We start from the raw sequence: 12,327 nt of genomic DNA on the forward strand, positions 1-12,327 counted from the left end.
GAAAAAACGACATGCTCAATCCGGCATTGATTCAATGGCTGGAACACAACGCCCAGGCACTGGATGCGGGCGACGGCGATCCGCAGCAGGTGCTGACGCAATTGGCGCAAGCCGAGGTGCTGCGCGTCGGCATCAGCCCGGCGCTGGGCGGCAGCGGCGGTCACGTCAGTGATGCCGTGGAAACCCTGGCCGCTGTCGCCAGCCATTCACTGGCGGCGGCGTTTGTGTTCTGGGGCCAACGGGCCTTTATCGAATACCTGCTGCACAGTCCCAACGCTGCGCTGAGGGAAAAACTGCTGCCGTCGCTGCTCAGTGGAGAACTGGCTGGAGCCACCGGTTTGTCCAACGCGATGAAGTACCTGTCCGGCATCGAGGCATTGCAAGTGCGCGCCGCCCACACCGCAGACGGCTGGACCTTGAACGGGCGCCTGCACTGGGTCACCAATCTGCGCAAAAGCGGTTTTGTGGTGGCGGCGGCAATCGAGCACGAGGAGGGCGGTTCGCCGTTCGTGCTGGCGATTGCGGATGACGCGGCCGGTGTGCAACGTTCCGCCGACCTGCAACTGATGGGGCTGCAATCGAGCAACACTGCCGCCATCGATTTTGCCCAAGTGGCCGTCGCTCGCGAATGGTTGCTGCATGAAGATGCACGCAAGTTTCTGCCGGCAGTGCGCCCGGCGTTTCTCGGTCTGCAATGCGGTATGGCGATCGGTCTGGCGCGACGGGCACTGGCCGAGGTCGAAGGACATTTGCAGGACGGGCGCTCGATCCTGCTGGAGCCGTTGCAGGAACAACGCGAGCAACTGGCGCAGACCGTCGACGCGCTCAAGCAGGGCCTGCACGACGGACGTTTCCTGAGCCAGCCGGGCGCGTTGTTCCAGATCCGCATCGCGCTGGCCGAATCCGCCGCCAACGCCGTGCAACTGGAACTGCAATCCAGCGGCGGCAAAGCCTATCTGACCGAGCACGGCAGCGGTTTCGCCCGGCGCTGGCGTGAGTCGGCGTTCGTGCCGATTGTGACCCCGAGCCTGGTACAACTGCGCGCCGAATTGCAGCGGCAGAAACGGGAAGCGACGGCATGACGGCGCCGGTGCTGGAGGCGCAGGGCATCAACCTCGGCTACCCGCGAGAGCAGGGCTGGCACACCGTGCTGGAGCACTTCGACCTGCAATTGCAGCCCGGTGAAGTGGTGACCATTCTCGGCCCCAGCGGTGTCGGCAAATCCAGTCTGCTGCGAGTGCTGGCGGGTTTGCAGGCGCCGCAACAGGGGCGGGTGAGCCTGCTTGGCGAGCCACTGACCGGTGCGCATCCACGGGTGGCGGTGGCGTTTCAGGACCCGAGCCTGTTGCCGTGGCTGACCCTGGAAAAGAACGTCGCCTTCGGTCTCGACTTCGCCCGCCAGCCGCACCTGACGGCCGAGCAGCGCAAGGCGCGGATCGACCACGCCATCGCTGCGGTCGGCCTCGAACATGCACGTCAGCAGCACCCGGCGCAGTTGTCCGGCGGCATGGCCCAGCGCACCGCGCTGGCCCGTTGTCTGGCCCGTCAGCCGCAGGTGCTGTTGCTCGATGAACCGTTCGGCGCGCTGGATGAAATCACCCGCGCCGACATGCAGCAGTTGCTCCTGCAACTGATTGCCGAGCACCACACCGCAGCCGTGTTGATCACCCACGACATCGACGAAGCCCTGCTGCTCTCCGAGCGGATTCTGCTACTGGGTAACAGCCCGGCGCACATCCTCGGGGAGTGGCGCATCGACCTGCCTCAGCCGCGTGCCGAGCTGGTCGAGGAACTGGGCGCGCTGCGCATCGACATCCTCAAAACCCTTCGGCGGGCGAGCCGCAACCCCCTCACTCAACCTGTGCCCGCTACGTCGGAGATTGACCATGTGCCTGGACGACTTCACTCACACACGTCGTGACTTCCTCAAACTCAGCGCGCTGCTGACTGCCGGCGGTGCGTTGCCGCTGCTCAACAGCCTCAGCGCGCGCGCCGCTGCCGAGCCGAACGCGCCAGTGCGCATCGGTTATCTGCCGATCACCGACGCCACGCCGTTGCTGGTTGCACACAACAATGGCCTGTTCGAAGCCGAAGGCATTCAGGCTGAACGCCCGGTGCTGCTGCGCAGTTGGGCGCAGGTGATCGAGGCGTTCATTTCCGGACAGGTCAACGTGATTCACCTGCTGTCGCCGATGACCGTGTGGGCGCGCTACGGCAGCAAGGTGCCGGCGAAAGTCGTGGCATGGAACCACGTCGGCGGCTCGGGTCTGACCGTGGCGCCGGGCATCACCGAGGTCAAGCAACTGGGCGGGCAATCGGTGGCGATTCCGTTCTGGTATTCGATTCATAACGTGGTGGTGCAGCAACTGTTCCGCGACCACGGACTGGTGCCGGTGAGCAAGTCGGCGAGCGCCGCGCTGGCGCCGAACGAAGTCAATCTGCTGGTGCTGCCGCCGTCGGATATGCCGCCAGCCCTGGCGAGCAAACGCATCGCCGGCTACATCGTCGCCGAGCCGTTCAACGCCCTGGCCGAGGAGCTCAAGGTCGGCCGCGTGCAGCGCTTTACCGGCGATGTCTGGCGCAATCACGCCTGCTGCGTGGTGTTCATGCATGAGCAGGATCTGAACAACCGTCCCGAGTGGTCGCAGAAAGTGGTCAACGCGATCGTCAAGGCGCAGGTCTGGACCCGCGACAACCGCGCCGAGGCGGCGAAACTGCTGTCCAAGGATGGCGCCAATCGCTACACCCCGCACGCGCAACCGGTGCTCGACCGGGTGCTGTCGCCGGCCACCAGCGACCGCGAGCAATACCTGGCCAGCGGCGCGATCCAGCACAGCCAGTGGGACGAACAGCGCATCGACTTTCAGCCGTATCCATTTCCCAGCTACACCGAGGAGCTGGTCAAGCGCCTGAAGGACACCTTGATCGAAGGCGACAAGGGTTTCCTCGCCGGCCTCGATCCGCAGCAAACCGCTAAAGATCTGGTGGACGACCGCTTTGTGCGCAACGCCATTGCGGCGGTGGGCGGCATGCAGACCTTCGGCCTGCCGGAAAGCTTCGAACGCAGCGAGGAGTTCAGCCTCTGATGCGTCAACGATCTTCATCGACCGTGCACGGTTTGTTGGGCGTAGCAGGGCTGTTGTGCCTGTTGCTGCTGTGGTGGCTGGGCGTGCATCTGCTTGGTGGCAACGACAGCCTGGCGTTGCGCTTTTCACCCGAGGCGACGCTGGCCAGCCTCGGCGAACTGCTGCTACGCCCGGAGCTGTACGAGCATGTGCTGGTCAGCCTGAAACGGATTGTGGTCGGCCTGTTGCTGGCGCTGCTGATCGGCGTGCCGCTGGGCCTGATGATCGGCAGCTACCGACATCTGGAGGCGGCGACCACGCCGGCGTTTCAGTTTCTGCGGATGATCTCACCGTTGTCGTGGATGCCGGTGGTGGTGATGCTGCTGGGCGTTGGCGATCAGCCGATCTACTTCCTGCTGACCTTCGCCGCCGTGTGGCCGATCCTGCTCAACACCGTGGCCGGCGTGCGCCAACTCGACCCGCGCTGGCTGCAACTCAGTCGCAGCCTCAGTGCCACTCGTTGGGAAACCCTGCGCAAAGTGATCCTGCCCGGCGTACTCGGCCATGTGCTGACCGGAGTGCGGCTGTCGATCGGCATTCTGTGGATTGTGCTGGTGCCGTGCGAAATGCTCGGCGTCAGCGCGGGGCTGGGCTACTTCATTCTCGATACGCGAGATCGGCTGGCGTATTCGGAACTGATGGCGATGGTGCTGCTGATCGGTGTGCTGGGCTTTGCGCTGGATGCGTTTGCGCGCTGGCTACATCGGCGCTGGGCGCCGGCCTGAGGCGCTGAATGCAGCGAGCAAATAGTCACGCACGTAAAGCAGGCTCGGGCTTTTCATCACGCTTTTGCTCCACACCAGATAGAGCACATTGACCGGTGCCTCGCTGGGCGGTGTCGGTGAAATCAGCCGACCGTCAGCGATGGCGTCGGCGCACTGGTAGTCCGGCAGCACGCTCCAGCCGTGGCCGCCGAGCACCAGCTCCTTGATGATCCGCAGGTCGGGAATCGTCAGCGCCGCTTGCAGTTGCGGAGCGACCTGAAAAATTGAAGTCCACAGTGGCCGAACCAGCGCCAGATCCTCATCGAAAGCGATCAGCGGGACTTGCTTGAGTTGTGCTTGATTCGGGTCTTTGCCGAGGCGATCCAGGAGGCTCGGTGCATATACCAGCAACAGGCGTTCGGTGAGCAAATGGGCGTAACCGTGGGATTGTTCGTTGGGCATGGAGGCCGTGATCGCGAAGTCGGTCTGCTTCGCTTCGAGCATCTCGTAAATGCGCTTTTTGGCACCGGTGTGAAAACGCAGGGTGAAGCCTTCGTCCATCAGCGGTGCGAGGCGAGCCGCGACTAGCGCATGGAGGAAGTCGGAGGGGCCGACCAGATGCACTGTGCCGCCCTTGATCAGGCCCGGACGCAGCGACGCGATCTTGTTTTCCAGCCCATCGAGAAACGGTGCCACCGAACGCGCCAGTTCATCCGCCGCTTCGGTGGGTTCCACCCCCCGAGGCAAACGCTGAAACAGCGGTTTGCCGACCAGCGCCTCCAGCGCCTGCACATGCATCGACGCCGCCGGTTGGGTGATGCCCAAATGGTCCGCCGCCCTGGAGAATGACTTGGTGCGGTACGCTTCGAGGAATGTGCGCAGGTGGGTGAGGTGGCTCATGGTGCTTTGGCGCCCGTGAAAATGTAGGTTGGCTTACAGATTATCAGCCGTGCGATAGCGCGGCGTAGCGAACATTTGACTTAACACCAGCAGCAGCCCCAGCGCCGAGACTGCCGCACCTGTCAGCCCGACATGACTGAGGCCCACCTGGCTGATTGTCACGCCACCTAGCACCGAACCCAGCGCGATCCCCGAGTTGAACCCGGCAATGTTCAGCCCGGCCGCAACGCCATGTGCGTGCGGCGCATGTCGTTCGGCGATTCCCAGAAGCCGGGCCTGCAAGGCCGGCACTGCAGCAAAGCTGAACATCCCCAACAAGCCGACGAGCAAGCCCATCATCCACGGCGAACCGGAGAAGCCCCACATGCCCGCTGTCACCCCTACGATCCCGGCAATCAACGCGGCGCTGGCGCGATCCACTCCCCAGGCATCGGTCAGTTTGCCGCCCAGTACATTGCCGATGGCTGCCATCGCGCCGTACAACAACATGAACACGCCGACAGTGGCGGCCGTGGTATGAGTGACTTCAGTCAGCATTGGCGCGATGTAGGTGTAGGCGACGAACGAACCGGCGTAGCCGAGCACAGTGACCAAGGCGCCGGCCAGCAACTTGCCGTTGAGCAGCGCTTTAAGGCTGTGCAACGCCGAGCTGCCGTCGGAAGCAGTCGGTAGCGGATCGCGCATGCCGAACAGCAAGCCGAAAAAACCAATCGCTCCGAACACGGCAATCGCCGCCAGCACCAGGCGCCACGACATTACGCCACCCAGATAGGTGCTGACAGGCACGCCAATCGCCATCGCCAGGGTAAACCCGCCAAACACCACTGCCACTGCGCTCCCTGCGCGACCCGGCCCGGCCAGACGCGCCGCGGTGCTTGAAGCCACCGCCAGGAACAGGCCATGTCCCATGCCAGCGATGAATCGCGCTACCAGCATCAAGGTCAGCGAGGTTGCAAACGCCGCGGCGAGACTGCCGACGCTGAATACCAGAGCGGTCACCAGCATTACGTTCTTGCGCGACCAACTTGCGGTCAATGCACTGAAGATCGGTGCTGAGAAAGTGGCGCCCAAGGCATACGCAGTGATGGTTGCCCCGGTCGCCTCGACGTCGACGCCGAGACTGCGAGCCATGACGTCGGTGAGGCCGATCGGAACGAATTCGGCCAGACCCAAGGCAAAGGCGCTGAGGGTAAAGATGTAGATGACAAAGGGCATGGGAGCCTCGCTCAAGAAGGAATTTGGCGAGAGGCTAGGGATTGGTGACGCATAAGTGAAATTGGCGATTTCGCGTACTGGCATAAATAAATTCATACCTTGCCAGAATCCATACGCGGCACAAAAGCCTGCAGGCTCAGTCGATTGCAACGAGGCTGTGATCTTTTGATGTCTTGATTTCAAGATCGACAGATCGCAGCGTGCCGCAACTCTTGCAAGGAGGATTACGTCGCTGGCGGTTTCGCCAGCGCGATGCCCTCGGCGCCCAACCGCTTGAGAATCTCGAACAGCAGATCACTCTTGGTCCCGCCGACAATCCGCGGGCTGCCGACGTAGCCGGTCACCGTCAAGGTGATGCCATCCGGCGAGAGTTTGCTGAAGCGTACGTACGACGCCGGTTTGTCGAGGATGTTTTCGTTTTCGCGGTAGGTGTTCAGCAGCAGTTCCTTGACCTGTTCGGGGTCGATGTCCAGCGGGAACATCAGCTCCAGGCTCGCCACCCCTTGGGCGCTGCCGCCGAGGGTGACGTTGCGCAGGTTCTGCGAGATCAGCTGTGAGTTGGGCACGATGACGATGGAGCGGTCGCTGAGCTGGATTTCCGTGGCGCGCACGTTGATTCGGCGGATATCGCCTTCGACGCCGCTGATGCTGATCAGGTCGCCGACCTTCACCGGGCGCTCGGTGAGCAGGATCAGCCCGGAGACGAAGTTCTTGACGATCTCCTGCAGGCCGAAACCGATCCCCACCGACAGCGCACTGACGATCCACGCCAGATTGGTCCAGCGCACGCCCAGCGACGACAGCGTCAGGAGGATGACCGTGGCATAACCGATGTTGGAAAACAGCGTGCTCAACGACGCGCACATGCCCGGATCCATGTCGGTCTTGGGCAGGAACTCGTTGTCGAGCCAGCGGCGCAGGGCGCGGATCAGGTAGATGCCGATCAGCAGTGCCAGCACGGCATTGATCAAATGCGCGGGGACGATGTTCAGCTTGCGCAACCCGGCGCCGCCAAGGATGCCGAGGACATTGCTGGTCAACTGCCCGAACGTGGTGCCGATGCCGCCGACGAAGAGGGTAATCACCGCCAGCAACAGCAGCCCGGCGCGGCTGGCACCGGACAGCACAATCGAAATCTGCTCCAACCGCCGGTCGCCCATGCCCAGGGTCTGCTTGATGGTCTTGCCGGCCGAGTAGCGCGGCGAGAACAGGTATTCGCAGGCGTCCTTGACCACCTGCACCAGCAAATAGAACCCGGCCAACACGATATAGGCCCAGACCAATTCATAGGTGACGAAACGAGCCAGCGACACATAGCCGGTGAGCAGAGCCAGCGCCGACACGCACATGCACACCGTGGCGATGCTGTAGATCGCCCCGGCAAATGTGCTGCCGGCCTCTGGTTCATTGGCGCTGATCAACGCCTTGCGCACTCTGCCGACGCGCAACAGCAGCGGCACCAGAATCACGATCACCACAATGGCAATCACCCCCCGCTGGGCGATCACGATCTGGCTGCTCATGCCGGTGGCGTTGCTGACCTGCACCAGCGTTACCAGCACCAGGAGGATGGCCGCGAGAATCCTTGGATAGGGTCTCAGTGCCAGCGCCACCGAGTCGGCAATCGCCGGCAGCCGCCATGAGGGATGTCTGGTCGACAGCAGTGCGCGGCTCAACGCGGTGATCAGAACGCAGGCGTAAACGGCTTTTTCGAATTCCTCGGAAAAAGTCTGCAGCACTGGCGTCAGTGGTTCGTGGCGGGTGCAGGCGTAAAACAGCAGGTGCAGGGCGATGGCCGTGGTGCCAAGGGTCGCCAGCGCCGAGGCGAACGCCAGCGCGCTGCGGCGCAGGCGCCCCTCCGGCATGCGGTGGATGCAAACCCAGGTCAGGCCGCGCTCGGCGAGTCGGCGGCCGAGCGTCCAGAAAGCCAGCGCCAGCAGCACCAGCACACAGGTGAAAAACCGCTGCCCGGGCGCCCAGACTGTGGCCCAGGTGAGTTTCACCTGATTGATGAAAAAATTCAGGCGCTGACGATCATCCGGCTCTGGCGACACCAATGGCGACCAGAAGTCCGGGCTCAGGATGCTGTCGGTGCGCAGGGTCAATTCGCTTTCAAGCAGCGTGCGGCGGATGCCGGCGATTTGCGTGATCAAATCAGCCGCGCTTTGTTTGAGCGCGGCAAGGCTTTTGAGCGTGGCGTCGACCTTGTTTTTCTGGTCGCTGAGCATCGCCCGTTGTGCGGCGATTTCCGCCTGTTCGGCGGCAATCTGCGTATCCGGCGCTGCGCCGAGCACCCCCAGTTGCACCGTCAATTGAGCTTGCTGCGGCAACAACGCCGCCGATAACCGATCGATGTCCAGAATGAACGTCTGTACCCGGTCTTGCGGGCCTTCGAGCTGGTTGTAGTTGTTGGCGGCGGAAATCTGCTGCTTCAACCCGTCGAGGCGCATTTGCAGGGCTTGCAGATCACTCTGCGAGACTTCCACCAGCGGCGCCGCAGTGGTCGCTGTGGGCGCCGGTAAATCCGCCGCCCACAGCGCCGAACCGCCCGGAACAAGCACGGTCAGCGCGACAAAAAACAATGACTTCAATGTGTTGCGCATGAGAGGGGTCGGTTCTCGTTGATCACACAATCTATGAGGTTAGGTGATCGAACCGGGCACGGCGGAAAATTTCGGGTGAGCAGGGTGGGCTCGCAGAGTGGCTTGCGTGTTTCGGTGTGGTTGTCCTCATAATGCCGCCCATCTCCAATCACCCATCCAAGTTCGACAGCCATGCCTGAAGAGTTCGAAGTCCCCAGCCCCCACGAGCAACATATCGAGCACACCACCCATCATGCCCATGCACAGGGCGATCGCTTCGCCAGCAAGATTGCGGTGATGACGGCGATCATGGCGACCGTCGGCGCCCTGATGAGTTATCAGGCCGGCTCGACAGAGAGTGAAGCGGCCATGGACAAAAACAACGCCGCTATCCAGAAGACCGAAGCCGCCAACGAATGGAACTACTACCAGGCCAAGTCCAGCCGGCAGAACCTGTCGGATCTGGCCAGCCATCTGCCGGGGCTGGATTCTGCCCACTATGCTGCCGAGGCGCGACGCTACGGGGAGCAGAAAGAGGAGGCGCGCAAGAAGGCCGAAGTGTTTGAGCAACAGGCGCGCGAGTGGGAGGAAAAATCTGAGCAGGTGCTGCACCAGCATCACCGCTGGGCCCAGGCCATGACCGCGATTCAAATCGCCATTTCACTGGCAGCCATTACCTTGCTGACGCGCAAGGAATGGCTGCGGCGCGTGTCGTTTGGCGCCGCCGGTGTCGGCGTCATGCTGGGATCGCTGGCCTGGCTGCATATTTGAGTGCCTTGGACTCCGGCACGGGGCAGCGGTTATCGCGGGATTAATCACCCCGGATTCCATGGTTCATCAAAAGACCACCCGGCCGGAAATGCAGAGCTGAACGGCTCCGCCCACCCAGACGGTACCGTCAACGCTTTCGATGTGCAGTCGGCCGCGGCGGCCCATGGTGGTGCCCTGGCTGACGGTGTAGCGCTCGCTGAGGATGCCCGCGCCGATCAGCCACTGAGCCAGGCTTGCATTGAGGCTGCCAGTGACGGCGTCCTCGGCGCATTCCTCGCCGATGAAGGCTCTGACTTCCACATCCGTTTCAGCTTCAGACCCCGACCACGGCGCAATAACGCCGACATTCAGCCCCTGCAGCACCGCGTAATCAGGCTTGATCGCCAACACTTCTTCGCGACTCGCCAGCAACACGCCCGCCCAACCCGGGCCGTTGTCTACCCATTGGCTCGCGCGGATCTGCCCGGCGGCGAGGCCAAGGCCTTCTCAGGGTTGTCGTTGTGGGCCAGCCACACTTTGCAGCTGCCCAGAGTGGGGTGGCCAGCGAAGGGCAGTTCTCGCAGCGGTGTAAAAATGCGTACGCGGTAATGCGCTCCCGGCGCTTCGGGCTTCAGCAGAAAAGTGGTCTCACTGAGTTGCGTCCAGCGGGCAAACGCTTGCATCTGCTCGGTTGTCAGCTCATCGGCATTCACCACCACTGCCAGTGCATTGCCTTCGTAGGGTTGATCGGCGAATACATCGACTTGTTCGAATTGCAGAGCGCGTGGCATTGAATGTCCTTATAGGTTGAATCAGGGAAGATCTTTTTCGCGGATGGATTCGGATCACGGCCGCTGTTGTCAGATGCCCGATTTCTCATAGAGCTTCTGCGCCAAAGTATTCGTGCGAAAAGCGCCCAATTGCAAGGGCACCTGGCGGGCAGCGGCTTGCAGCTGGAGCTTCTTTAGAATGCGCGAGCCGATGCCCTGGCTTTGGAGGATTGCCTGGTCACTATCCGTGGCGGGGCGTGCGGTCATGCTGGTCTCTGATTTGTGCTTTTGACTTGGTGAGGCTAGTGGCTGCAACAATAAACGGCGATTTGGATCGATATGGCCCGCAGCATCTGACGGCCCCAAATACACTCAAAGCTCGACCCGCTGCAGAAACTTCCTGACCTCCAGCGAATACGCCGCCGGATGCGAGAATCTGAACATATGCCCGGTTCTCGGCATGACGACTTCCTGCGCTGCCTTTATGCCCTTCAGCAGAATCCCTGCAGCCTCTTTGCCGATCAGCTTGTCTTCCTCGGGCTTCAGGATCAGCGTCGGCACCTGCGCCGCACGACCGACGTGCCTTTCCGCCCAAAGCGCCTCAAGCACCACCAGAAGATTGAGGTCGAAACGCGTCAGATCCAGCGGCTTCATGGAGGGTTGGCCTTTTCATTATTCGATGCAGGTAACTGTCCTACAGGCATTGGCTGAAAGCTACAGCGCCCCTCGGCTACAGCTGAAAATGTAGCCATGACAATTTTTTGATTGTCGTGATTCTCTTTTTTGATTGTCGTGATTCTCTGCTCTTACGATGCAGCATCGTCCATCAAGCTCGAGGCTCATCATGCACATCGCCATCCTGACCTTTGAAGGTTTCAACGAGCTGGATTCGCTTATCGCGTTCAGCATTCTCAACCGGGTCCAACAGCCCGGTTGGCGCGTGTCTGTCGCCAGTCCCACGGACAAGGTGCGGTCGATGAATGGCCTGGTGATTGAGGCACAGGCGTCACTGGAGGAGGCGTGCGACGCGGACGCGGTATTGGTGGGAAGCGGGCGGATGACCCGGGACGTGGTGGCGAATGCCGAATTGATGTCGCGTCTGCAGCTTGATCCGGCTCGCCAATTGTTGGGTGCCCAGTGCTCCGGCACGTTGATTCTGGCGAAGCTCGGCCTGCTGAGCGAGGTACCGGCCTGTACGGATCTGATCAGCAAACCCTGGGTGGAAGAGGCTGGCGTTGCCGTGCTCAACCAGCCGTTCGTGGCCAATGGCAATGTCGCCACCGCAGGCGGGTGCTTGTCTTCGCAGTACCTGGCGGCCTGGTTCATTGCCCGTCTTGCCGGTGTGGAGGCCGCACGCAGCGCACTTCACTACGTGGCACCGGTTGGCGAGAAAGAACTCTACGTCAGGCGGGCAATGAGCAATATTTCAGCGTTTTTATAAAGCGTTTTCGCCGCTCTCAACCGGTTCTGCCGCTGCTTCGGCAGCCATCTTCGCGCGGTCAGCCTTGCTGATGTACTTGGGCTTTTTCGGCGCCAGTTTGGCGCTGGCTTTTTTGGCCTTTTCCTTGAATAACTGCTGCAGTTTCTTTTGGCGGTTCATGTTTCTACTCAATTTGAAAGTACAGGGATGAGAATGAAAGCCTGAGCACTAAATCCGAGGCTCGAGATAAGGCTTCACGGCGTCCTCAAGAATGTCCACCAGCTCGGGATCCATGAAGCGATAGTCATCTGGAATATCCAGCGTGTGGATCGGCTTGTGCTCAAGTAATCGTGCGAATTCGGCTTGCAAGCGATTGAGGTGCTTGCGTTCCATGACAAAGATGACATCGGCCCAGCGGATATCCGCCGGGCCGATGGGTTTGCGTGCGTTGGGGCTGGTGCCTGCCGACCGGGCTTCGAACCCGGGTCGACGGCGCCAGATCGCTTCCGCCGTCGGACTGCGCCATTGGTTGCGGCTGCAAACGAACAGGAGATTGGTCACACTTGATCCAGCAATTGGCGGGTGGTGCGGATGGGATAGCTCATGCCCAGTTGGCGTGCCCTGGCCAGTTTGTCGGCACGGGTATACATAAGCTTCCAGTTCTTTGGCGGTTTGAACTTCAGCGGATCAGCTGCTTTGCCGTTGCCGCGTTTACGGGCCTGATGACGTCTCCAGGCGCGGGTTCTGTCCATGCTTCATTTCCTCGTGAATACCGGGTTCAGCAGCCGCGGTAATACGAGTTGTGGGTATGGTAAGCGTGAATCGAGGCAGTGGCTAGGTGGTTGAGCCATTGAAGCCTTG

Annotated in this window: 13 protein-coding genes and 2 pseudogenes; 6 read left to right on the forward strand and 9 right to left on the reverse strand. The window is 61.6% G+C overall.

The window, feature by feature from the left end; all coding sequences use genetic code 11:
* Positions 1 to 11 precede the first annotated feature (11 nt).
* From M0814_RS28360 to M0814_RS28375, 4 genes are read left to right on the forward strand one after another with little or no spacing between them, the layout of a single operon-like run.
* Positions 12 to 1,082 carry an acyl-CoA dehydrogenase family protein gene (locus M0814_RS28360; RefSeq protein ID WP_103486033.1) on the forward strand — a complete coding sequence of 357 codons (1,071 nt, stop codon included), beginning with the start codon at positions 12 to 14 and terminating at the stop codon, positions 1,080 to 1,082.
* On the forward strand, positions 1,079 to 1,921 hold the full coding sequence (locus M0814_RS28365) for an ABC transporter ATP-binding protein (RefSeq protein ID WP_103486032.1): 843 nt from the start codon (positions 1,079 to 1,081) through the stop codon (positions 1,919 to 1,921). The genes M0814_RS28360 and M0814_RS28365 overlap by 4 nt, the downstream gene beginning before the upstream one ends.
* Positions 1,887 to 3,086, forward strand: a complete 1,200-nt coding sequence (locus tag M0814_RS28370) for an ABC transporter substrate-binding protein (RefSeq protein ID WP_103486031.1) — start codon at positions 1,887 to 1,889, stop codon at positions 3,084 to 3,086. Before M0814_RS28365 ends, M0814_RS28370 begins: the two co-directional genes overlap by 35 nt.
* Complete coding sequence (locus tag M0814_RS28375) at positions 3,086 to 3,850, forward strand: ABC transporter permease (RefSeq protein WP_003224271.1); 765 nt, start codon at positions 3,086 to 3,088, stop codon at positions 3,848 to 3,850. Before M0814_RS28370 ends, M0814_RS28375 begins: the two co-directional genes overlap by 1 nt.
* Here the strand turns inward: M0814_RS28375 and M0814_RS28380 are convergent.
* The 3 genes from M0814_RS28380 to M0814_RS28390 form a co-directional block, all read right to left on the reverse strand.
* Positions 3,824 to 4,729 carry a LysR family transcriptional regulator gene (locus M0814_RS28380; protein ID WP_103486030.1) on the reverse strand — a complete coding sequence of 302 codons (906 nt, stop codon included), beginning with the start codon at positions 4,727 to 4,729 and terminating at the stop codon, positions 3,824 to 3,826. The two genes, M0814_RS28375 and M0814_RS28380, sit on opposite strands and share 27 nt — an antisense overlap.
* Positions 4,730 to 4,762: 33 nt before the next feature.
* Positions 4,763 to 5,944 carry an MFS transporter gene (locus M0814_RS28385; RefSeq protein WP_103486029.1) on the reverse strand — a complete coding sequence of 394 codons (1,182 nt, stop codon included), beginning with the start codon at positions 5,942 to 5,944 and terminating at the stop codon, positions 4,763 to 4,765.
* 224 nt (positions 5,945 to 6,168) lie between these two features.
* The gene (locus M0814_RS28390) at positions 6,169 to 8,547 is read right to left on the reverse strand and encodes a DUF3772 domain-containing protein (protein WP_103486028.1); all 2,379 of its coding nucleotides are present in this window, start codon (positions 8,545 to 8,547) and stop codon (positions 6,169 to 6,171) included.
* A 171-nt stretch (positions 8,548 to 8,718) separates the two neighbouring features.
* Here M0814_RS28390 and M0814_RS28395 point away from each other — a divergent pair, with 171 nt between their 5' ends.
* Entirely contained in the window at positions 8,719 to 9,297 is a 579-nt protein-coding gene (locus M0814_RS28395) for a DUF4337 domain-containing protein (protein ID WP_103486027.1), read from the forward strand.
* Between the two features lie 66 nt (positions 9,298 to 9,363).
* Here the strand turns inward: M0814_RS28395 and M0814_RS28400 are convergent.
* The 3 genes and pseudogenes from M0814_RS28400 to M0814_RS28410 form a co-directional block, all read right to left on the reverse strand.
* A pseudogene (locus tag M0814_RS28400) lies at positions 9,364 to 10,067 on the reverse strand (PhzF family phenazine biosynthesis protein).
* A 69-nt stretch (positions 10,068 to 10,136) separates the two neighbouring features.
* Entirely contained in the window at positions 10,137 to 10,313 is a 177-nt protein-coding gene (locus M0814_RS28405; protein ID WP_112997882.1) for a GNAT family N-acetyltransferase, read from the reverse strand.
* A gap of 294 nt (positions 10,314 to 10,607) precedes the next feature.
* Positions 10,608 to 10,700 (reverse strand): annotated as a pseudogene (locus M0814_RS28410) (hypothetical protein); the annotation flags it as partial.
* Positions 10,701 to 10,890: 190 nt separating this feature from the next.
* Between M0814_RS28410 and M0814_RS28415 the strand changes: the two are divergent.
* Positions 10,891 to 11,487: a DJ-1/PfpI family protein gene (locus tag M0814_RS28415; protein WP_103486025.1), complete on the forward strand. Its 597-nt coding sequence runs from the start codon at positions 10,891 to 10,893 to the stop codon at positions 11,485 to 11,487.
* On the opposite strand, the gene M0814_RS28420 is transcribed toward M0814_RS28415, so the two are convergent.
* The 3 genes from M0814_RS28420 to M0814_RS28430 are packed head-to-tail and all read right to left on the reverse strand — an operon-like array spanning position 11,482 to position 12,218.
* A complete protein-coding gene (locus tag M0814_RS28420) occupies positions 11,482 to 11,646 on the reverse strand; it encodes a DUF2986 domain-containing protein (RefSeq protein WP_103486024.1) in 165 nt (54 codons plus the stop codon). The two genes, M0814_RS28415 and M0814_RS28420, sit on opposite strands and share 6 nt — an antisense overlap.
* 48 nt (positions 11,647 to 11,694) lie before the next feature.
* Positions 11,695 to 12,027, reverse strand: a complete 333-nt coding sequence (locus M0814_RS28425; RefSeq protein ID WP_103486023.1) for a phosphotyrosine protein phosphatase — start codon at positions 12,025 to 12,027, stop codon at positions 11,695 to 11,697.
* The gene (locus tag M0814_RS28430) at positions 12,024 to 12,218 is read right to left on the reverse strand and encodes a hypothetical protein (RefSeq protein ID WP_003224293.1); all 195 of its coding nucleotides are present in this window, start codon (positions 12,216 to 12,218) and stop codon (positions 12,024 to 12,026) included. The genes M0814_RS28425 and M0814_RS28430 overlap by 4 nt, the downstream gene beginning before the upstream one ends.
* Between the last annotated feature and the right edge of the window lie 109 nt (positions 12,219 to 12,327).

This window comes from Pseudomonas sp. MWU12-2020 (assembly GCF_023100605.1).
Classification (GTDB): Bacteria; Pseudomonadota; Gammaproteobacteria; order Pseudomonadales; family Pseudomonadaceae; genus Aquipseudomonas; species Aquipseudomonas fluorescens_H.